Origin of the sequence: Marinobacterium sp. xm-m-383, assembly GCF_013283255.1 — a bacterium.
Classification (GTDB): domain Bacteria; phylum Pseudomonadota; class Gammaproteobacteria; order Pseudomonadales; family Balneatricaceae; genus Marinobacterium_E.
Genome location: NZ_WBYT01000005.1, coordinates 78,699 through 98,632 on the forward strand (window position 1 = coordinate 78,699; position 19,934 = coordinate 98,632).

A 19,934-nucleotide genomic window follows, 5' to 3' on the forward strand; every position below is an offset into this window, starting at 1 on the left:
TTTGAAGAATTCGTAAGGAGATAACTGTGAGTACTATTACTGTAAACATTCCAGATCTCAGCGGCGCAACTGACGTTGATGTGATTGAAGTACTTGTGGCTGCTGGGGATGTGGTCGCTGAGGGCGATAGCCTGATTACACTAGAGACCGATAAAGCCTCTATGGAAGTGCCTTCACCGCAAGCAGGTAAGATTGTGTCGATGGCAATTTCAGAAGGCGACACAGTCAATGAGGGCGATCTGTTAATGGAAATTGAGATTGCCTCTTCTGAGTCTGCACCGGCTGAAGCAGCCGTTGCTGAGCCAGAATCGATTGAGCCAGTCTCTGCGCCTGTAGAGTCGGCTGCTCCAGTGGCGGCTGCGTCGACTATCGAACAGGTTCTAATTCCAGACCTGAGCGGTGCATCTGATGTGGATGTAATCGAGGTGTTGGTCGCTGTCGGTGATGCGGTGTCTGAAGGTGATAGCCTAATCACTCTAGAGACAGACAAGGCTTCTATGGAAGTTCCCTCTCCAGCATCGGGTGTCGTTAAAGCGCTAACGATTGCCGAGGGTGACAAGGTCAATGAAGGCGATCTACTGATCGAGCTTGAAGTAGCCGGTGCAGCTGCGCCAGTATCAGCACCTGTTGAAGCTTCACCTGCTGCGGCACCTGCTGAAGTGTCAGCGCCTGTTGCAGCGGCACCGACAGGCGGCGTTGAGTCTGTATTAATCCCAGATCTAAGTGGTGCATCGGATGTCGATGTGATCGAGGTGTTGGTCAAAGAGGGTGATAGTGTCGCTGAAGGCGATAGCCTGATTACGCTTGAGACCGACAAAGCTTCAATGGAAGTTCCGTCACCAGCGGCTGGTGTCATTAAATCGATGAAGATCAGCGAAGGCGATAAAGTTAACGAAGGTGATCTTCTATTAGAGCTTGAGGTGGTAGGCACTGCTCCTGCAGCAGCTCCTGTTTCTGCACCTGCACCTGCACCAGCGGCTTCAGCGCCTGCTCCAGCGCAGTCAGCAGCACCTGAGAAACCAGCTCCAGTTGCATCAACAACGGATTTAGTGGATCTAGAGAAGCGTAATCGCTCAGTTCATGCTGGTCCTGCCGTTCGCGCCATTGCGCGTGAGTATGGTGTGGATCTCTCCAAAGTAACGGGTTCTGGCCGCAAGGGTCGTATTGTTAAGCAGGATGTTCAAGCCTACGTTAAAGGTGCGCTACAGAAGTTGGATTCAGCTCCTGCTACCGCGGTGACTGGTGGAAGTGGTATACCTGCAATTCCTGCGGTAGATCACAGTAAGTTTGGTGAGATCGAGAAAGTTAAGCTAAGCAAGATCGATAAGATCACCCGTGACAATATGTCTCGCTGCTGGTTGAACATCCCTCATGTGACTCAGTTTGATGATGCTGACATTACCGAACTTGAAGCTTTCCGTAAGGAGATGAAGGATGAAGCGGCTAAGCAGGGTGTGAAACTGACACCACTTCCTTTCTTGATCAAAGCGGCTGCGATTGCACTAACGCGTCATCAGAAGTTTAACGCTTCTCTGGATGCGGATGGTGAGCACATTGTCTACAAGAAGTTTGTAAACATTGGTATTGCGGTTGATACCCCTAACGGTCTGATGGTTCCTGTTATCAAGGATGCAGACAAGAAGAGTATCTACGAGCTCTCTAATGAAGCGATTGAGCTGGCGGGTAAAGCGAAGGATCGTAAGCTCAAGCCAAATGAGATGCAGGGAGCGTGTTTCACAATCTCTAGTCTTGGTGGTATCGGCGGTACAGGTTTCACCCCTATCGTGAATGCGCCTGAAGTGGCTATCCTGGGTGTCTCTAAAGCGGATATCAAGCCGCGTTGGAATGGTAAGGAGTTTGAGCCTCGCTTGATGCTGCCACTCTGCCTGTCGTATGACCACCGTGCGATCAACGGCGGCGATGCGGGTCGATTCCTAACAGATCTTAACGGATTGCTAAGCGATATTCGTCGTTTGGTTTTGTAAGTTAAGAGAACTCACTTATAAAAGCCCTGCACTGCAGGGTTTTTTTGTTTCAAACTCTCTATTTTTTACAAAGTAAAATGTATTTTGTTATTCGGAATTAGCGATCGTGATACGCTTTAAATTTGGAGGTGCATTATGATTCAAGGGTTTTTAATACTGCTGGCATTTCAGCTGTTGGGTGAGTCGCTGGTTGTTGTATTGGGGTTGCCGCTACCGGGTCCTGTCATCGGTTTGGTTCTGCTGTTGTTTGGTCTGTTAGGGCTCGGCCGTATTCCAGATTCACTTAAAATCACCAGCGATGGATTGCTATCGAATTTAGCGCTTCTGTTCATACCTGCTGGTGTGGGATTGGTGCTGCACTTTGATCTACTGGCCAGCGAGTGGTGGATCATTCTATTGGCTCTATTGATATCGACCATTCTGGCGACAATTTTGACGGCGGCTCTGTTTCAGTGGTTAATGAAGCGGGTAGGGGGTGAGAAGTGATTATAGGAACCGACTTTTGGGTCTACTTTGCTGCCCGACCTCTGATATGGATTGTGTTGACCTTGGCTGTGTTTACCTTGGCGAATTTGCTCTATCAACGTGCAGATCGTTCGCCCATCTTACATCCTGTCTTGATCAGCATGGTTGTCCTGATTCTTATGTTGTTGGTGACCGGAACACCTTATGAGACCTATTTCTCAGGTGCTCAGTTTATTCACTTCCTACTCGGGCCTGCGACGGTGGCGCTGGCAGTACCGATGTTCCAATATTTTGATGAGATTCGTAGGCTCTGGTTGCCGATATTAGTCTCCAGTGCAGTGGGTGCACTGGTGGCCTCACTCTCTGCAGTTGGTGTGGCTTGGCTATTTGATGCTCGAGCTGAAACCTTGATGTCAGTAGCACCGAAGTCAGTTACATCGCCTATCGCTTTGGGTATTGCGGAGAAGATTGGAGGGTTACCCTCCTTGGCCGCTGCTTTGGTGTTAGTGACCGGGGTGATGGGTAGTATTTTGGTGCCGATCATTCTTAAGCGAATGCGAGTTGAGGATCAGGCTGTTCGAGGCTTCGTATTGGGTTTGACCTCCCATGGTTTTGGCACGGCCGTAGCGTTGGAGGTGGGTGCAGTAGCCGGTGCTTTTGTTGGCTTGGCGATGGGATTGACCGGTCTATTAACAGCCTTCCTACTACCAATTGTTATCGGCTGAATTTGAAATAGAGAGGCAACAGCAGTAAAGTTCGCGCCGAGATTGAAGGATTAATAGGTCATTATTGCCAATGAGTACTCCACTAGAGCGCTACAAAAAGGATTTGCAGCGCGACGACTTTTCATACGACGCCACTCAAGAGATGGCCGTTGAACACTTGCAGCGACTTCATGATCAGCTAATTGAAGCTGAGAATGCGCCGGCTCCAGGACTTCTGGGTCGTCTTAAGCAAAAAGTGGTGAAAGAGAAGGTGGAGCCGATTAAAGGTCTCTATTTCTGGGGTGGTGTGGGTCGTGGTAAGACCTACTTGATGGATACCTTCTATGACACGCTGCCCTTCGAGAGAAAGATGCGTACGCACTTTCACCGTTTCATGCAGCGAGTCCATGCTGAGCTGAAAGCTTTAGATGGCACTAAAAACCCTTTGGTTACCATCGCTGAGAAGTACTCGAGAGAGACGCGGATTATCTGTTTTGATGAGTTTTTCGTCTCTGATATCACCGACGCGATGATCCTGGGTAGCTTGCTTGAAGAGCTATTTGCCCGCGGCGTCTCTCTTGTAGCGACCTCCAACATCGTGCCTGATGGTCTCTATGAGAATGGTCTGCAACGTGCGCGCTTTATGCCAGCCATTGCGCTGCTTAATCAGTACACCGAGGTCGTGAACGTCGACAGTGGCATCGATTACCGTTTAAGAACACTTGAGCAAGCTGAACTCTACCACTGGCCACTGGATGATGGTGCTGATGAGTCGCTTGAGAAGAGCTTTAATGGTTTGGCACCAGATCTTGAAGAGTTAGAAGAGAACCTGTCGATTGAGATCAACAACCGCATGTTAACGGCTCGTAAAGCTTGTGAGGATGTGATCTGGTTTGACTTCAGTGCGCTGTGTGAAGGGGCGCGCTCACAAAACGACTACATTGAGTTGGCGAAACTCTACCATGCTGTACTCCTAAGTAATGTTCCACAGCTTGGGCGTACCAATGATGATGCAGCGCGTCGCTTTATCAACCTAGTCGATGAGTTTTATGACAGCGGTGTGAAGTTGATTATCTCAGCCGAAAAGCCCATTCATGAGATCTACACAGAGGGTCGATTGGAGTTTGAGATCGAACGAACCAAATCTCGACTGCTTGAGATGCAGTCGCATGAGTACCTGGCGAGAGAGCATAGAGCGTAAGTTGAAAGCGGGTGACAGGCTGAAGCCAGTCACCGAATGTGCTATCTACAACCTGTCCGTGTCTGGCTTCAGCCTGACACGACCCTATCGGCGGTTTTCCAGAGCTTAAAGCAACGCTTCCAACCACCTAAAAAAAATTCAATTTACACTGGTTTTATAAGCATAAATTCCTGTATAATCCGCGCTCCGCGTAATTGCGGAATGGAAGGTTGTGATTACCACACAACGAATAATTATAAGGTAAGTCGGGATCTATCCTCGATTTTGATTCGAGACTTATAGTAGGAAAATACAATGTCATACACTGTTAGCGCTAAGCCAGCCGAAGTAAAACGCGACTGGTACGTTGTTGACGCAGAAGGTAAAACCCTTGGTCGTCTAGCAACTGAAATCGCTCGCCGCCTACGCGGTAAGCATAAAGCGGAATACACTCCGCACGTTGATACTGGCGATTACATCGTCGTTGTTAACGCTGAAAAAGTACACGTTACTGGTAACAAACGTAACGACAAAATGTACTACCGTCACTCTGGTTTCCCGGGTGGTCTTAAAGAAGCAAACTTCAATAAGATGATCCAGACTTTCCCTGAGCGTACGATTGAACTTGCTGTTAAAGGCATGCTGCCAAAAGGCCCTCTAGGTCGTGCGATGTACAGCAAGCTGAAAGTATATGCAGGTACGGAACATCCGCACACTGCTCAGCAGCCTAAAGAATTGAACATCTAAGGGAAAACGAACAATGGCAACTACTCAGTACTACGGCACTGGCCGTCGCAAAACTTCCACTGCCCGCGTTTTCCTACGTCCAGGCACTGGTTCTGTTTCTATCAACAACCGTACTCTTGAGCAGTACTTCGGTCGTGAAACTGCACGTATGATCGTGATGCAGCCACTTCAACTGACTGAAACTGCTGAGAAATTCGACGTATACGTAACGGTTACTGGCGGTGGCGGTTTCGGCCAAGCTGGTGCTATCCGTCACGGTATCACTCGCGCTCTTATGGAGTACGATGAGACTCTACGTCCTACACTTCGTCAAGCTGGTTTCGTTACTCGTGACGCTCGTGAAGTTGAACGTAAGAAAGTGGGTCTACGTAAAGCACGTAAGAAACCACAGTTCTCAAAACGTTAATTCGTTTTCGGCTCTACAGCCACAAAAAAACCCAAGCAATCGCTTGGGTTTTTTTTCGTTATAACCTTATGATTATTTAGTCTCTCTAAACACCCCTGAATACGACTATTGGCGGGCCTTTCCTTGACCTGTCACCTTGAAAAAATAGGGTCTTTTCTTTACCATTTCGCGCCAGATAGAGGTCTCAATCCGATAGTTCGAGATCTCATGTTAAACGGATTTTATCTTTCGTTTCGCTCCGTCTATTTGAGGTGATCCCTCGATTAGACCAATTAAGGGAGAGTAGTTGATGAGCAATGACGGCGTAAATAAAGGCCGGCGTCGACTTCTAATTGGTGCTACATCTGCAGCGGGTGCAGTGGGCGCAATTGGAGTAGCCGTACCTTTCGTCGCTTCCTGGAATCCTAGTGCCAAGGCGAAAGCCGCTGGTGCACCTGTTAAGGCGGATATCAGCAAGCTAGAGCCAGGTCAGCAGATGATTGTTGAGTGGCGTGGTAAGCCTGTATGGGTTGTACGACGCACTGAAGAAGCATTGGCGAACCTAGAAAAACTGAACGGCCAGTTGGCTGATCCAAGTTCAGAGAAACCTCAGCAGCCAGAATACATTCCAGGAACATCTGCTCGCTCTTTGCGCCCAGAGATCATGGTAATGGTTGGTATCTGTACACACTTGGGCTGTTCACCAACTTACCGCCCTGAAGTGGCTCCAGATGATATGGGTCCTGAGTGGTTGGGCGGTTTCTTCTGTCCATGTCACGGTTCTCGTTTTGACCTGTCTGGTCGTGTTTATGCGGGTGTTCCTGCACCGACTAACCTGGTCATTCCTCCTCACTCTTACCTTGATGACAATACGCTTGTTATCGGTGTCGATACGGAGACTGCATAATGGCTGGTTCACGCAATAAGGGTAATCCAGGCTTCATGGGCTGGATCGATGATCGTTTCCCAGCGACAGCACTTTGGGATGATCACCTAGCAAAATACTACGCACCAAAAAACTTTAACTTTTGGTACTTCTTTGGCTCTCTTGCTCTATTGGTTCTAGTTAACCAGATCCTAACGGGTATCTGGCTAACAATGAGCTACAACCCAAGCGCTGAAGGTGCCTTTGCCTCTGTTGAATACATCATGCGTGATGTTGAATACGGTTGGTTGCTGCGCTACTTGCACTCTACCGGTGCATCGGCCTTCTTCGTAGTTGTCTATCTACATATGTTCCGTGGCATGATGTACGGCTCTTACCGTAAGCCTCGTGAGCTTGTGTGGCTGTTTGGTATGACCATCTACCTAGCGCTGATGGCTGAAGCGTTCATGGGTTACCTACTGCCTTGGGGACAGATGTCTTACTGGGGTGCACAGGTAATTGTATCGCTATTCGGTGCTATTCCTGTCGTAGGTGCTGATCTGCAGCAGTGGATTCGTGGTGACTTCTTGATCTCAGGCATCACTCTGAACCGCTTCTTCGCGCTTCACGTTATTGCGCTGCCAATCGTCATTCTAGCGCTTGTAGTACTTCACATCATCGCACTACACGAAGTGGGCTCTAACAACCCAGACGGTGTAGAGATCAAAGAGAAGAAAGATGAGAATGGCGTACCTCTAGACGGTATCCCTTTCCACCCTTACTACACAGTTAAAGACATTGTCGGCGTTGTCGTCTTCCTGTTTGTTTTCTGTACGGTTGTATTCTTCTTCCCTGAGGGTGGCGGTTACTTCCTAGAGAAGCCAAACTTTGAGCCTGCGAATCCGCTGAAAACGCCTGAGCATATTGCACCGGTTTGGTACTTCACACCTTTCTATGCAATCCTGCGTGCGATTACTTTCCCACTGTTTGGCTTGGATGCTAAGTTCTGGGGTGTCGTTGCAATGGGTGCTGCAATTGCGATCCTGTTCGTACTGCCTTGGCTAGATCGCAGCCCAGTTAAGTCGATCCGCTACAAAGGCTGGTTGTCTAAAATCTGGTTGCTCGTATTTGCGATCTGTTTTGTCATTCTGGGTGTTTTAGGTGCGATTCCAGCAACGCCAGAGCGTACTCTGCTTGCTCAGATCTGTACTGCTTTGTACTTTGCATTCTTTATCCTAATGCCATGGTACACACGCATGGAAAGCACTAAACCAGTACCAGAGAGGGTGACAGGCTAATGAAAAAGTTTCTACTTACTCTAGTAGTGGCCCTTATTCCATCAGTAGCTTTGGCTGCTGGTGGTGCAAAAATGCCACTGGAACATATTGAACTGGATCGTACCAACGAAGCCTCTTTGCAGCGTGGTATGGCGACGTTTGTTAACCGTTGTCTTGGCTGTCACTCAGCTCAGTACCAGCGTTACGAGCGTTCAGCGACGGATCTAAACATCCCTGCGAATCTGGTTGAGGAGCACCTCATCTTCGGTGACAAGAAGATCGGTGAGCAGATGACGATCGCTATGAAGTCTTCTGATTCGGCAACATTCTTCGGTAATCCTCCACCAGATCTAACGCTAGAGACACGTCTACGTGGTCCAGATTGGGTATACACTTACCTTAAGAGCTTCTACAAAGATGAGTCGCGCCCATGGGGTGTTAACAACGCCGTCTTTAAAGATGTGGGTATGCCTAATGTGTTGGAAGATCTTCAAGGTACAGTGACACTTCGTTGTTCACAGGAAGAGCTGCTGCACCGTGGTTTAGAGTCTGAAATCGATCCACTAACAGGTGTCGCTAAACCAGGCTGTCTAACGGTCGATAATGGCACTGGTTCACTTGAGCCTGCTGAGTTCGATAAGGTGATCTACGACCTTGTTAACTACATGGCTTACATGGCGGAACCGTCTAAAGCAGATTCGCACCGTATCGGTACGAACGTATTGATCTTCTTGTTCTTCTTCTTCTTTATCGCGTTTGCATTGAAGAAAGAGTACTGGAAAGACATACACTAAACGTTCGATTTCTGTTAAATTATAAAATCTACGTATTCCATCGGGGTGCGTAGATTTTTTGTTTCTAATATCTGTTAATTTTTGGAGTAGTAGATGGGCGTGGTAGCTAAACGTTCTTCAATGACCTTTTTCTCTGATGGAGCTGATCATTACAGCCATCGAGTTCGCATTGTTCTGGCGGAAAAAGGTGTAGCGGTTGATATTGTCGACTGCCAAGATGATGAGTTGCCAGAAGATGTTGCTGCTCTTAACCCATACAACAGCCTACCAACACTGCTTGATCGCGAACTGGTTCTGTTTGAATCGAATGTGATGATGGAGTATTTGGATGAGCGTTTTCCACACCCTCCATTGTTGCCGGTATACCCTGTAGCTCGTGCAGAGAGCCGTCTCTACATCTACCGTATTCAACGCGACTGGTGTCGCTACGCTGATACCATTCTTAACAAGAAGGGTAGCGAAGAAGAGATCGATGCTGCACGCAAAGAGCTGCGTGACAGCCTAGTGGCAATCTCACCGATCTTCCAAGAGAAGCCGTACTTCATGAGTGAAGAGTTTAGCTTGGTCGATTGTGTTATTGCTCCCATTCTATGGCGTCTGCCTGCGATGGGTATTGAGCTTCCAGAAGCTCAGTGTAAGCCGCTGATCGCTTACATGGATCGCCTATTTGATCGTGAATCTTTCCAAGAGTCACTATCAGAAGCAGAGCGCGAGATTCGCGAGTAATCTGTGTCTGAACTAACCCCCTCGCGTGGTTACCTGCTAAGAGCCCTCAATGAGTGGCTCTTAGATATGGATCTAACGCCCCATATTGCTGTTGATGCTCTGGTACCAGGCACCGATGTTCCTCAAGAATTTGTCAAAGATGGGCAGATCACACTCAATATAGCGCCCGGCGCTGTACGTGATCTCTACATGGACAATGAGGCGCTCAGCTTCAACGCTCGCTTTTCAGGAACGCCTCGACAAGTCTATGTACCGATGGCGGCGCTGATCGCTATTTTTGCCCGCGAGAACGGTGTCGGTATGGGGTTTGGTATGGAGCCGGGTGCCGAAGCACTTAATCTTGTGCTAGAAAAGGCGCATGCAGAGCCAGGGAGTACTGAAGCAGTGACGGCAGAAGCCTCAGCTGCTAAACCTGATGCTGCCAAAAGGCCTGGCTTGCGTGTCGTTAAATAGGCGATGAGATAATAAAAAGGGAGCAATTAGCTCCCTTTTTTGTGCCTGTTAGCTGCTTATGGCAGTGGCACGTACTCAAATACTTTAACAATGCGCTGCACACCGGGTACTTCACGCACAATCGCTACGGCTTGATCGGCTTCGCGCTGGCTAACCAAGCCCATCAAGTAGACAATGCCATTTTCGGTGACAACCTTAACGCGTAGCCCCTCAATTGACTTGTCACTTAGGAGTTTCAGTTTAACGCGGCTGGTTAGGTAGATGTCGTTACTGCGTACAATCGTTGAGCTTGGTCCTGCAATCTCAAGTTCGTTGTGGATGCGTTTGACTTCTCGTGTCTGTCCAACGATCTGCTCAGCCTCTTGGCGAACATTCTCATTAGGCACCTGACCCGTTAATAACACCTGGCCGTTAAAGCTTTTCACATTGATGTGAGACTGAGCCAGTGGTGCCGATCCTTTACTTAGGTTGACCATGACTTTTAGCTCAATGGCTTCATCTTCGATGATGTTACCCAGTGTACGATTTCCAACGTCTTCGCGAATCGGCTCCTCACGTGATGAGCTTACGATGGTAGAACAACCCGTTACTAGAGTTGTTGTCATCACAAGAGTGGCTAGGACTTTTTTCATGGCAAGTTAAGCTCCAAAAAGTTGATATTCAATAAGATCGAGAAGGCATTGAAGGGTCAGCATCTGTGCCAGGTGGATCGCTGGATCGTCCTCTGCTGCTACGCAGATCTCAATCTCTGTTGGCTCCAGTAGCGCCGTAATATTTCCGCCGTCACGACCCGTGATCGCGATCACCTGCATTTCACGGTCGTGTGCCGCTTGAATTGCTTGAATGAGGTTACGATCATTACCTGAAGATGAGATTAATACTAAAACATCACCGGGTTGACCCAATGCCTGGATTTGGCGCGCATAGGTCTGAACATAGCCAGACTCTTCTGCGGTACCGGTAGTGACACCGGAGTCAGCCCCAAGAGCGATGGCAGGCAGGCCCGGGCGCTCTTCACGAAAGCGCTGCATAAGCGTCGTTGTGAAGTAGTTAGCGATCGATTGACTCGCACCATTACCGGCGCAGATGATTTTGTGCTCTGACATTAAACAGGCTAGCAGCTGTTCAGAGGCGTCAGCGATCACCGGCGAGTAGTGCTCAATGGTTTGAGCGCTAATGCCTAAGGCAGTGTGTAACTGATTGACGATTCTCTCTTCGAGTTCCATATGACTACTAGCTATCGGGTCTAAAGGCATCTTTATACCATAGACAGTTGCCTATCTCGCCCCCTGTAGTGAGAGAAATGACATCAAATCTAAAGTTGTGGTTTGCATAACGTCTATTTTGGCCGATCCAGAGATGTGCCGCTTTAATCAGTTTTCGCTGTTTGCTGGCCGTGACGCTCTCGGCGCCCGACCCATAATGTGGGTTGGATCGGACTCTTACTTCAATAAAAGCAATCGTATCGGAGTCAAGCATAACAAGATCAATCTCCCCAAAACGGTAATTTACGTTTCGGTTTAGATATTTTAGACCCTGTTTACGAAGATACTGCTCAGCGATCTGTTCGCCCTGGTTGCCGATGGTTTTGCGGTTCATAGTCTCATCCTTGAGTGGTTATGAACTTAGTTTAGCTGAACCTCTTGAGTCTGCATGTTGATAGTCTCTGGCTGAGGCTCCTCCGAAGGGTCACTCTTTAAGGGCTTGGTTTCAGGTATCTGTGGTTCGCCCAATAAAACAGGTATACCTTGATCAAATTGTGCCCAAAGTAGCTGACGATTAAATCGGCCTGATGGGTCTAGGCTTAATCGGCCTGTCTCCCCTTGCACCGTTAGCTCTGGTGAACTCTTTAGCTGACTTAGGAAGGGGTAGACTTTGACCGCGTCTGAACCCAGTGCGTAGAGGCGTCCAAGTCGACTCGCGCTGTCGGGTCTCTCGAGTGCTAATGAGAGGTTCAAAGCTGTCGTTGGCTGAAGTAACCAGGGTTGGTCTGGGAATTGGATGCGATTAAGGTCGACGTCCCTTGTCTCATTGAAGTTGCCTTCAAAGTGGTGGGAAGTCGCATAAATGGGGTAATCACCAGCAAAATGGAATGCGAGCATGGGAGTCAGTTGACGTGCATCCTGTGGTTGAGCGGCCAGCAGAATGGCATCAATATCGCGTCTTGGACGCTCATCAAACTCCAGCGACTCGCCTAATAGTTTTTTAATCGCGTTGTATCGCTCAGTACTTTGATCCGTATTGAGCAGTTGGCTGACCTGACTGGATAGATCGCCATTCAGCTCATAACTCAATTCGGCAACGGCTTCTGCGCCGCTAGATTCTAGGTTCTGTCTGAAATCATCCGCTAAACGAGCGCCCCATGCCGCGGCTGGGGTGATCAGTGCAAAGCGTTTGTGTCCTTCTAGAGTGGCTCTGGTGACAACCTGTTTGATCTCTTGGTCCGAACCTAAATCGAGTTGAAATAGGTTGTCAGTCAAACGGTCAGTTCGGTTAAAGGTGATAAAAGGGACTGGAAGCTTGCCGTTATTTCCCAGTTCATCAATCAATTTACCGCGCAATGGCCCAATCACTAGGTCGGCTTGCTGCTCTATTGTATAGGCGATGATGCTCTCAGCACTGGCACCCTCTGTATCAAGGCTCACTAACTCAGGCGCCTCAAACCCACGTTGTGAGCGCGATTTAAGCGCAGCAATAACGCCCTCTGAAATGATTCGAGCCGGCTCAGCCAAGGGGCCGCTGAAGGGTAGGGCAATTAGGATACGTTTGGCAGAGATAACATCACCATCGAGAAGAGACGCGAGAGCTGCGGGTGGCGTATTACTTGCTGGGTGCTTGTCCCAGAGTGTTCGCCATTGTGAGGCGACTTCACGTTGGGCTGTTAAATCGTTTATTGGAGCAAGCTGCAGTGCGAGTTCAATCCACCCTTGGGTAACAAATCCATAGTTTGAGAAGTTGGCCGCAACCAAGGTTTCATTATCGACTTGGTTAATCAGTGCCCAGATTTGGTCGTTGATACTCTGCTGTTGATCGAGCGAAAGCTCGTTAAGTTCACTCAGAGATAAAACGGCACTGAGCGGGTTGTTTTGCTGTTCGAAAATGTCTGCTTTGAGCAGTGCGATCTCAACACGCTGTTCGCTGTTAAGTGTAGGAAGGTTTTGATCCGTTAAGCGGTTCAGCGCTGACCCACTATCACCCAGCTTAAGGTAGGCTTTTGCCTCTAATTGAACGACGTTAAAGGCGTTATTACTGTTGATGCCTGCTAGGTTGATGACTGACAGACTGTTCGCCGCCTCTTTGTAACGTTGCTGATCAAATAGCAGGTTAGCGGCTTTAAGGCGAAGTACCGCTGCTTGATCACCACGAGCATTGATCGCTTGTAGCAAAATGTCTGCGGCCGTGCTTGCCTGCTTTGGCGAATCCGGTGTTTTATCGACGACGGTTGGTTTTTCTAGTTGCGGAGTACAGCCTGCCACTAGTAAAGCTAATATTGCGCTTCTTCCTAACAACTTCAATGCGTTGCTCATGTTATAGTCCACACCCTGTAACTCAAATCGGATGGATATCATATGTCTTTGCCTACCCTGTATGTTGTGGCAACGCCCATTGGAAATCTTGCGGACTTTACGCCTCGTGCGCAGCAAGTGTTAACCGATGTCGACCTTGTTGCGGCTGAGGATACTCGCCATACAGGAAAGCTTCTGCAGCACTTTAACATTAAAGCGAACTTGATATCAGTACATGATCACAATGAGCGCCAACGCGCGGGATTGATTATTGATCAGTTGGCGGCTGGAAAGAGTGTTGCTCTAGTGTCTGATGCGGGAACTCCGCTCATTTCGGATCCCGGCTTTGTTCTGGTGCGGGCCGTTAAGGAGGCTGGTTATGCCGTCTCACCGATTCCTGGGTGTTGTGCCTTTGTTGCCGCTTTAAGTGCCTCTGGCATGCCTTCTGATCGCTTCTCATTTATCGGCTTTCTACCAGCTAAAACGGGTGCTCGAGTCAAAGCGTTAGAGCAGTTGTCTGATCGTGAAGAGACGCTGATTTTTTATGAATCGACCCACCGCATCGTCGACTCCCTAAAAGATATGCAGAGCGTCTTTGGTGATCAGCGAATGGTGGGCGTAGCTCGAGAGATCACAAAGACGTTTGAGACTATCCACTCAGCACCCATTGCAGAGCTGATTGAGTGGATGTTGGCTGACGCTAACCAGCAACGTGGTGAGTTCGTTGTGATGGTTGAAGGGGCTGTCAAAGAGGAGGGCTCTTTGAATGAAGAGACTCTTCGCGTACTCAATTTATTGGCTGCTGAACTGCCTCCCAAAAAGGCCGCTGCCATCACTTCTGAGATCACGGGTGTTGGAAAAAAAGAGCTCTATCAGCAGCTAATTTCCTAGGGGGCCGTTTCGAAGCGTGCTATGCTTCACTCTGAGTCTTTTAGACAGTCGCCGCTCTGCTTGCAGAGGGGAGGAAAGTCCGGGCTCCATAGGGCAAAGTGCCAGATAACGTCTGGGCGGCGTGAGCCGACGGAAAGTGCAGCAGAAAGTATACCGCCTAAGCGCTTCGGCGCCGGTAAGGTTGAAAAGGTGCGGTAAGAGCGCACCGCGTGGGTGGCAACACTCCACGGCGATGGTAAACCCCACTCGGAGCAAGACCAAATAGGGACCTGTTAGGCGTGGCCCACGCTAGGTCCGGGTAGGTCGCTGGAGGTTAGGAGTGATCCTAATCCTAGATGAATGACTGTCCACGACAGAACCCGGCTTATCGAAAGACTCACCCAATACCAAAAAGGCCGCTCTCAAATAGAGCGGCCTTTTTATTGGTCACTACCGCCTAATCTTTATATTTTTTATGGCACTCTATGCACTGGTTTCTAAGGCTGTGCAGTGTGTCTTGAAAACGCTTCAGATCGTTTGGAGTCTCTTCTGAAAGTTGCTCGGTGGTTGCAACAAACTCCGCCATCATCGATTGAAATTCAGAACCCTCGCTCCAGATCGATGCATTAGCATCACCCCAGGGGGCTTTAGGTTCAAACTGGGAAGCTAAGGGCTGTGTCGCTTTGACTAGATTGGCCGAATACTTCTTGATCAGCTCTGGCTGAAAAGAGATTCGCTCTTTGGCCATATCGTCCAGTGGTGAAAAATTACGCCGTACCTCCTTAAAGCTGTCAGTACGAAGCGAATGCCACTCTCTAAAATACTTCCCATCGGTCTCTTGGGTGTAGTGTTGGTAACCCAAAACGGATAAACCGATCATTGCCAGTAAACCGATCGTGATGATGGATATTTTTCTGTTCATGTCATTTGCCTGAATTGAGCTCTATTCATAGATTACAAATTTCGCTAGGGTAGCAACCCGTTTAGCTTTTGTGCCGTATACGATACCTCATGCGTAGCCGTTCAGGCAGATAATTTAACAATAGGTGTTAGGGTTTTGGTTAACGTTGGTTTTTTGGATGGTGGTGTAGGTCAGGAGATCTTTCAGCGTGCGGGCAAGCCACGTCACGCTCTCTGGTCTGTCGAAGTTATGATGAACCAGCCTGATATTGTTCGTCAGGTGCACTCGGATTATCTTAATGCTGGTGCGAGAACACTCTGTCTAAATACCTACACCGCGACCCCAACTCGTCTCAAGCGAGCGGGTGTCACTCATCCTATTGAGTCCATCTACAGCTTGGCCAGCAAAACGCTAGAATCCATTCGTGAATCCTCTGACACTCATTTTGATATTGCAGGTGTGTTGGCTCCGATTGAGGGGAGCTATTTACCCAATCCGCCACGCAGCTACCAAAGCCTGTTAGATGAGTTTCGATTGATCTGTGCGCTGCAGCCAGAGGTTGATCTGTTAATGATCGAAACGATGAGCAACTCCACTGAAGCGCGTGCTGCATGCCGGGCGGCACAAGAGACCGGTAAGCCTTTTACTCTTGGTATCCGTGTTGAACCCAATGGTCTGTTGAGATCAGGGGAGTCGATAGAAGATCTCTTAACCGCTGTGAAAGAGTTTGATCCCAATGGGTACTGGATCAACTGCTCTGCACCCGAGGAGGTGCCTGCAGCATTGAAACAGATCGCTGACCATCACAAACCCTTTGGTGCCTACGCTAATGGCTTCTCATCTGTTGAGCCCCTGGCTGCTGGTAACTCGGTCGCCGAGTTGATGGAGCGTAAAGATCTTACCCCGCATCAGTATGCCGAACTGGCGCTGGATTGGTTTGAAACGGGTGCTCGGTTAATCGGTGGTTGTTGCGCGATCTCTCCCAAGCACATGCAGCAGACGGCCGAGTTGCTCTCTCTTCAGGGTGCGCAGTTGGTGCCGGTCTCACAGATCCTGAAACCCTAATCGCTACTAAGCCACTAGGCGGTCGTTAGGTGCGCACCATCATGGTGCATAACTCTGCCCATTGACTGTGCATTTTTGGTGCGTACTCTCAATCTGTTTATATTTTATCCTATAAAAACAAAGGTTTATAATTTCTGGTACCCTGTTTGCAGTAGCTTCATAACGAATACTTAGATGAACTGTTATGAGTCGACTACTGCTCTCTACCGATCTGGATGGAACCCTTCTAGATCACTACACCTATAGTGCCGCGCCCGCGGACACACTCTTTCCGCTATTAAATCGGCTGAATATCCCTTGGATTTTCAATACCAGTAAAACAGCACCTGAGTTGATTGCGCTGCGAAGCCAGTTGGCCAACTCACACCCCTTCAGTGTCGAGAACGGTGGAGCTATTTATCTGCCCAAGGGGAGTCAGTTAGCAGCTGATTGGGAGATGCAAGAGCACCTCGGGTTTAACGTCATCAATCTTGGTCTGACACGCTCTGAAATTTTGTCACGAGTTGAGCCTTTCAGATCGCAGTTCAACTTCTATGGTCTGTCGGAGGTCTCTGCTGATGAGATGGCTGCTTTGACCGGGCTCTCGCTTGAACGGGCTCAGTTAGCTCTGGATAGGAACTTCAGCGAACCCCTGGTCTGGAGAGACTCTGAAGAGCAGCTTCAACGTTTTGCGCTATCTCTAGCGAAGGTGGGTATCCAAGTCGTTAAAGGGGGGCGTTTTGTCCACCTGCAAGGTGAAGTATCAAAAGCGCTCTCTCTTGCGTGGTTGATCGATCAGTATAAAACGCTTTGGAACAGTAGTGTCGAGAGTGTTGCGCTGGGTGATGGTGAGAACGATCGCGCGATGCTTGAGATGGCGGATATTGCCATACAGGTTCGATCTCCCGTTCATAGCTTTCCAGTTATTAATGCCTCAGGTGAGGTGATTCAAACAGATCTTTGCGGGCCAGAGGGTTGGTATCAAGCGGTTAAGGCCTTGATCACTGATCGATTCCCCGATGCATTTTAATTTAGGAGTATTTCATGGGCGATTTTTATCAAAACGGTATCATTACAACGCTGCATAATTTGTCAGATAGACCGGTTGAAGCGCTTGAATCAGAGTTGATGGAGTTCTCTAAGCAGCGGCCAATGGGGTTGATCCTACCCTGTCTCTACTCGGAGTTGGAGACCGAAGCGATGCCCAATATTCTTGAGCATCTAAAGCAGGTCCCCTACCTGTCACAGATCGTGATCGGTCTAGATAGGGCCGATGAACAGCAGTACCGTGATGCCTTAAAATTTTTCTCCGATCTTCCACAAAATACCAAAGTGCTCTGGAATGATGGCCCACGTCTGCGTGCCGTTGATGAGATTTTGCAAAGTCATCAGCTATCCCCCGATCAACCCGGTAAGGGGCGGAATGTTTGGTTCTGCATGGGTTATGTATTGGCATCGGGTGTTGCCGAGTCTGTGGCAATGCACGACTGTGATATTTTGACCTACGATCGTTCTCTGCTGGCGCGACTTATCTACCCGGTTGCCAACCCCAACTTCAACTACGAGTTCTGTAAGGGGTTCTATGCGCGGGTGGCTGACGGCAAGATTAATGGTCGTGTCAGTCGATTGTTGGTTACCCCGCTGTTAAGAGCACTGAAGAAAGTGTGTGGGCCTCTCGATTATCTGGAGTATCTAGACAGTTATCGCTACCCCTTGGCGGGCGAGTTTTCGTTCAGACGCGATGTGATGAATGATATTCGTATCCCATCCGATTGGGGTCTGGAGATTGGCGTATTAAGTGAGATGACTCGCAACTACTCCAACAACCGCCTCTGTCAGGTTGATATTGCCGACATCTACGATCACAAACATCAGGATATCTCGCTCGATAATGAGAATGCCGGACTCTCTAAGATGTCGATCGACATTACCAAAGCGGTGTTCAGAAAGTTGGCGACCAATGGCATTGTCTTTAATCAAGAGACCTTCCGAACCATTAAAGCGACCTACTTCCGGATTGCTCTCGATTTTGTAGAGACCTATCGAAACGATGCTTTGATCAACGGTTTGAAGTTAGACGTTCATCACGAGGAGCAGGCTGTTGAGCTGTTCGCTCAGAACATTATGAAGGCGGGAACTCACTTCTTGGATCATCCAATGGAGACCCCCTTTGTACCAAGCTGGAACCGCGTGATCAGTGCCTGCCCAGATGTGCAGCAGATGATTTTAGATGCGGTCGAAGCGGATATGAGCGAATTTGGGGAGGGTTGATCATGGTGATACTAAACCACACTCCGCTTGAGCAACGCGTAGCCGCACATCTAACGGCACTCTTCCCTGATAAGGATGTTCATGAGCTGACCCGGCAGTGTCTAAAGGTTATGAAGATCTCGGTGGATACCCCCTCTCCTGAACCACATCGCAATATATGGGATCAGTCCGATGTCATGCTGATCACTTATGCTGACTCGCTTAGGAAAGAGGCTGAAGTGCCCCTTAAGACATTGAATGACTTTGTAAAGAGTCGTCTTTCAGAGAGCATCTCGGTGGTTCATCTGCTGCCTTTTTTTCCATTCAGTTCCGATGATGGCTTCAGTGTTATGGACTACACCACGGTCAATCCCAGCTGTGGAGATTGGTCTGATATCCGTTCCATGACCCAATCTTTTAAGGTTATGGGTGACCTGGTCATCAATCACTGCTCAAGTCGCAGCCTCTGGTTTGAGAACTACAAAAAAGGGGTCGATCCTGGGGCTGGCTACTTTTTTGAAGCCGAGCCTGAATGGGATCTGTCGCAGGTGGTTCGCCCCAGAACTTCGCCTCTTCTTAAAGAGGTACGTACTGTGAATGGCGAGAAGCACGTTTGGTGCACATTTAGTCATGATCAGGTCGATCTAGATTTTACTAATCCAGATCTGCTGCTAGAGATTCTCTCGATCATACATCTCTATCTGGAGCAGGGGATACGTTGGTTCCGCCTCGATGCGGTGGCTTTTTTGTGGAAGGTGCCTGGCACCAGCAGTATCAACTTGCCAGAGACTCATGAGGTGATACGGCTGCTACGACTGCTCATAGAGCACCACTCACCGGACGCCGTCATCATTACCGAGACCAATATTCCCAACTCGGAAAACCTCACCTACTTTGGTAACGCTAATGAAGCGCATCTGATTTATAACTTTTCCCTCCCTCCGTTACTGATTAATACCCTGGTGACAGGTGATTGCACTCATTTGAAGCAGTGGTTGATGACTATGCCTCCTGCCCAATATGGCACAACCTATCTCAACTTTATCGCGTCACATGATGGTGTTGGCTTGCGACCGACTGAAGGGCTGCTGAGCGAATGGGAGATCGACAACCTAATTGGCACCATGCAGAGGTTTGGTGGTCGAGTCAGTTGTCGAACGGACGCCGAAGGAAACTCCAAGCCTTATGAGATCAATATTAGCCTTTGGAATGCTATGGCTGGCACGCATCAGTCGGGTCCTGATGGGCTTCAGTTTGCACGCTTTATCTGTGCAGCAGCAGTAATGATGGCGCTCGAGGGTGTTCCGGCTTTCTACATTCATTCATTGTTAGCGACAGAAAATGATGTCGAACGCATCGAGCACACGGGTAGCTTTAGGTCGATCAATCGTCATGTGTGGGATGCTGATCGATTGGAACAACAGCTCTCTGCAGAGACCCATCACAAAAAGGTGTTCGAAGCGATGCAGGCTCTGCTGAAGGTTCGTCGCAAGCAGCCGGCCTTTCACCCCAACGCGACCATGTACACCTTGCACACAGGGGAATCGCTGTTTGCCTTCTGGCGTCAAAGTATCAATCGCTCCCAGAGTATTTTTGCCGTCTATAACATCACCAATGAGCCGCAGACCTTTAATTTGTCGCAGTTGAACCTGGTGATCACCGATGAGTGGACAGATCTCGTTAGTGGAGAGGTGTTTGATGACCGGCTGGCACAAGTGACACTGCGCCCCTATCAATATCTTTGGTTGACCAATAAACCAGCCTAATTCTTTCAGTTATTTG

General features: G+C 48.9%; 21 protein-coding genes and 1 other RNA gene. 17 read left to right on the top strand and 5 right to left on the bottom strand.

Annotation, left to right across the window (positions count from 1 at the left end; all coding sequences use genetic code 11):
- The first annotated feature begins 26 nt into the window (after window positions 1-26).
- From aceF to XMM383_RS09350, 11 genes are all read left to right on the top strand, one after another.
- Entirely contained in the window at window positions 27-1,985 is a 1,959-nt protein-coding gene (gene aceF / locus XMM383_RS09300; RefSeq protein WP_173494845.1) for a dihydrolipoyllysine-residue acetyltransferase, read from the top strand.
- Between the two features lie 135 nt (window positions 1,986-2,120).
- Window positions 2,121-2,471, top strand: coding sequence for a CidA/LrgA family protein (locus XMM383_RS09305; RefSeq protein WP_173494846.1), 351 nt, complete (start codon window positions 2,121-2,123; stop codon window positions 2,469-2,471).
- Window positions 2,468-3,175: an LrgB family protein gene (locus tag XMM383_RS09310; protein WP_173506472.1), complete on the top strand. Its 708-nt coding sequence runs from the start codon at window positions 2,468-2,470 to the stop codon at window positions 3,173-3,175. The genes XMM383_RS09305 and XMM383_RS09310 overlap by 4 nt, the downstream gene beginning before the upstream one ends.
- A gap of 70 nt (window positions 3,176-3,245) precedes the next feature.
- Window positions 3,246-4,355: a cell division protein ZapE gene (gene zapE, locus XMM383_RS09315; RefSeq protein ID WP_173481302.1), complete on the top strand. Its 1,110-nt coding sequence runs from the start codon at window positions 3,246-3,248 to the stop codon at window positions 4,353-4,355.
- A gap of 294 nt (window positions 4,356-4,649) precedes the next feature.
- Window positions 4,650-5,081, top strand: coding sequence for a 50S ribosomal protein L13 (gene rplM / locus XMM383_RS09320; protein ID WP_173481301.1), 432 nt, complete (start codon window positions 4,650-4,652; stop codon window positions 5,079-5,081).
- A gap of 13 nt (window positions 5,082-5,094) precedes the next feature.
- Window positions 5,095-5,487: a 30S ribosomal protein S9 gene (gene rpsI / locus XMM383_RS09325; protein WP_173481300.1), complete on the top strand. Its 393-nt coding sequence runs from the start codon at window positions 5,095-5,097 to the stop codon at window positions 5,485-5,487.
- A gap of 289 nt (window positions 5,488-5,776) precedes the next feature.
- Window positions 5,777-6,373, top strand: a complete 597-nt coding sequence (gene petA, locus XMM383_RS09330; protein ID WP_173481299.1) for a ubiquinol-cytochrome c reductase iron-sulfur subunit — start codon at window positions 5,777-5,779, stop codon at window positions 6,371-6,373.
- Complete coding sequence (locus tag XMM383_RS09335; protein ID WP_173481298.1) at window positions 6,373-7,629, top strand: cytochrome bc complex cytochrome b subunit; 1,257 nt, start codon at window positions 6,373-6,375, stop codon at window positions 7,627-7,629. The genes petA and XMM383_RS09335 overlap by 1 nt, the downstream gene beginning before the upstream one ends.
- The gene (locus XMM383_RS09340) at window positions 7,629-8,402 is read left to right on the top strand and encodes a cytochrome c1 (RefSeq protein WP_173481297.1); all 774 of its coding nucleotides are present in this window, start codon (window positions 7,629-7,631) and stop codon (window positions 8,400-8,402) included. The genes XMM383_RS09335 and XMM383_RS09340 overlap by 1 nt, the downstream gene beginning before the upstream one ends.
- A gap of 93 nt (window positions 8,403-8,495) precedes the next feature.
- Window positions 8,496-9,128, top strand: coding sequence for a stringent starvation protein SspA (gene sspA, locus XMM383_RS09345; protein WP_173483075.1), 633 nt, complete (start codon window positions 8,496-8,498; stop codon window positions 9,126-9,128).
- Between the two features lie 3 nt (window positions 9,129-9,131).
- A complete protein-coding gene (locus XMM383_RS09350) occupies window positions 9,132-9,581 on the top strand; it encodes a ClpXP protease specificity-enhancing factor (RefSeq protein WP_173483074.1) in 450 nt (149 codons plus the stop codon).
- A 56-nt stretch (window positions 9,582-9,637) separates the two neighbouring features.
- On the opposite strand, the gene XMM383_RS09355 is transcribed toward XMM383_RS09350, so the two are convergent.
- Genes XMM383_RS09355 through XMM383_RS09370 form a run of 4 tightly spaced genes read right to left on the bottom strand, consistent with a single transcriptional unit; the run spans window position 9,638 to window position 13,108 of the window.
- Complete coding sequence (locus tag XMM383_RS09355) at window positions 9,638-10,213, bottom strand: BON domain-containing protein (protein ID WP_173481294.1); 576 nt, start codon at window positions 10,211-10,213, stop codon at window positions 9,638-9,640.
- 6 nt (window positions 10,214-10,219) lie between these two features.
- A complete protein-coding gene (locus XMM383_RS09360) occupies window positions 10,220-10,807 on the bottom strand; it encodes an SIS domain-containing protein (RefSeq protein WP_173481293.1) in 588 nt (195 codons plus the stop codon).
- A gap of 7 nt (window positions 10,808-10,814) precedes the next feature.
- Window positions 10,815-11,180: a YraN family protein gene (locus XMM383_RS09365; RefSeq protein ID WP_173494848.1), complete on the bottom strand. Its 366-nt coding sequence runs from the start codon at window positions 11,178-11,180 to the stop codon at window positions 10,815-10,817.
- A gap of 26 nt (window positions 11,181-11,206) precedes the next feature.
- Window positions 11,207-13,108, bottom strand: coding sequence for a penicillin-binding protein activator (locus XMM383_RS09370; protein WP_173494849.1), 1,902 nt, complete (start codon window positions 13,106-13,108; stop codon window positions 11,207-11,209).
- 42 nt (window positions 13,109-13,150) lie between these two features.
- Here XMM383_RS09370 and rsmI point away from each other — a divergent pair, with 42 nt between their 5' ends.
- Both rsmI and rnpB read left to right on the top strand, forming a co-directional pair.
- Window positions 13,151-13,978: a 16S rRNA (cytidine(1402)-2'-O)-methyltransferase gene (rsmI, locus tag XMM383_RS09375; protein WP_173483070.1), complete on the top strand. Its 828-nt coding sequence runs from the start codon at window positions 13,151-13,153 to the stop codon at window positions 13,976-13,978.
- 32 nt (window positions 13,979-14,010) lie between these two features.
- Window positions 14,011-14,361, top strand: an RNA gene (rnpB, locus tag XMM383_RS09380) — RNase P RNA component class A.
- Window positions 14,362-14,414: 53 nt separating this feature from the next.
- Here the strand turns inward: rnpB and XMM383_RS09385 are convergent.
- Complete coding sequence (locus tag XMM383_RS09385) at window positions 14,415-14,879, bottom strand: cytochrome c (RefSeq protein WP_173481289.1); 465 nt, start codon at window positions 14,877-14,879, stop codon at window positions 14,415-14,417.
- 135 nt (window positions 14,880-15,014) lie between these two features.
- On the opposite strand from XMM383_RS09385, the gene XMM383_RS09390 reads away from it, so the two are divergent.
- The 4 genes from XMM383_RS09390 to XMM383_RS09405 all read left to right on the top strand — a co-directional run bounded on the left by XMM383_RS09390 (window position 15,015) and on the right by XMM383_RS09405 (window position 19,918).
- Window positions 15,015-15,923 (top strand): homocysteine S-methyltransferase family protein, encoded by a 909-nt coding sequence (locus XMM383_RS09390; protein ID WP_173483069.1) that lies wholly within the window; start codon window positions 15,015-15,017, stop codon window positions 15,921-15,923.
- A 184-nt stretch (window positions 15,924-16,107) separates the two neighbouring features.
- Window positions 16,108-16,932 carry a mannosyl-3-phosphoglycerate phosphatase gene (locus XMM383_RS09395; RefSeq protein ID WP_173481287.1) on the top strand — a complete coding sequence of 275 codons (825 nt, stop codon included), beginning with the start codon at window positions 16,108-16,110 and terminating at the stop codon, window positions 16,930-16,932.
- A gap of 14 nt (window positions 16,933-16,946) precedes the next feature.
- On the top strand, window positions 16,947-18,173 hold the full coding sequence (locus tag XMM383_RS09400; RefSeq protein ID WP_173481286.1) for a glycosyl transferase: 1,227 nt from the start codon (window positions 16,947-16,949) through the stop codon (window positions 18,171-18,173).
- A 2-nt stretch (window positions 18,174-18,175) separates the two neighbouring features.
- Window positions 18,176-19,918 carry an alpha-amylase family glycosyl hydrolase gene (locus XMM383_RS09405; RefSeq protein WP_173494850.1) on the top strand — a complete coding sequence of 581 codons (1,743 nt, stop codon included), beginning with the start codon at window positions 18,176-18,178 and terminating at the stop codon, window positions 19,916-19,918.
- The last annotated feature ends 16 nt before the right edge of the window (window positions 19,919-19,934 follow it).

Coding starts and splice junctions, on each gene's coding strand:
- XMM383_RS09305 (WP_173494846.1), top strand. CDS start 2,121: ATGATTCAAGGGTTTTTAATACTGCTGGCATTTCAGCTGTTGGGTGAG.
- zapE (WP_173481302.1), top strand. CDS start 3,246: ATGAGTACTCCACTAGAGCGCTACAAAAAGGATTTGCAGCGCGACGAC.
- rplM (WP_173481301.1), top strand. CDS start 4,650: ATGTCATACACTGTTAGCGCTAAGCCAGCCGAAGTAAAACGCGACTGG.
- rpsI (WP_173481300.1), top strand. CDS start 5,095: ATGGCAACTACTCAGTACTACGGCACTGGCCGTCGCAAAACTTCCACT.
- petA (WP_173481299.1), top strand. CDS start 5,777: ATGAGCAATGACGGCGTAAATAAAGGCCGGCGTCGACTTCTAATTGGT.
- XMM383_RS09335 (WP_173481298.1), top strand. CDS start 6,373: ATGGCTGGTTCACGCAATAAGGGTAATCCAGGCTTCATGGGCTGGATC.
- XMM383_RS09340 (WP_173481297.1), top strand. CDS start 7,629: ATGAAAAAGTTTCTACTTACTCTAGTAGTGGCCCTTATTCCATCAGTA.
- sspA (WP_173483075.1), top strand. CDS start 8,496: ATGGGCGTGGTAGCTAAACGTTCTTCAATGACCTTTTTCTCTGATGGA.
- XMM383_RS09355 (WP_173481294.1), bottom strand. CDS start 10,213: ATGAAAAAAGTCCTAGCCACTCTTGTGATGACAACAACTCTAGTAACG.
- XMM383_RS09360 (WP_173481293.1), bottom strand. CDS start 10,807: ATGGAACTCGAAGAGAGAATCGTCAATCAGTTACACACTGCCTTAGGC.
- XMM383_RS09365 (WP_173494848.1), bottom strand. CDS start 11,180: ATGAACCGCAAAACCATCGGCAACCAGGGCGAACAGATCGCTGAGCAG.
- XMM383_RS09370 (WP_173494849.1), bottom strand. CDS start 13,108: ATGAGCAACGCATTGAAGTTGTTAGGAAGAAGCGCAATATTAGCTTTA.
- rsmI (WP_173483070.1), top strand. CDS start 13,151: ATGTCTTTGCCTACCCTGTATGTTGTGGCAACGCCCATTGGAAATCTT.
- XMM383_RS09385 (WP_173481289.1), bottom strand. CDS start 14,879: ATGAACAGAAAAATATCCATCATCACGATCGGTTTACTGGCAATGATC.
- XMM383_RS09395 (WP_173481287.1), top strand. CDS start 16,108: ATGAGTCGACTACTGCTCTCTACCGATCTGGATGGAACCCTTCTAGAT.
- XMM383_RS09400 (WP_173481286.1), top strand. CDS start 16,947: ATGGGCGATTTTTATCAAAACGGTATCATTACAACGCTGCATAATTTG.
- XMM383_RS09405 (WP_173494850.1), top strand. CDS start 18,176: ATGGTGATACTAAACCACACTCCGCTTGAGCAACGCGTAGCCGCACAT.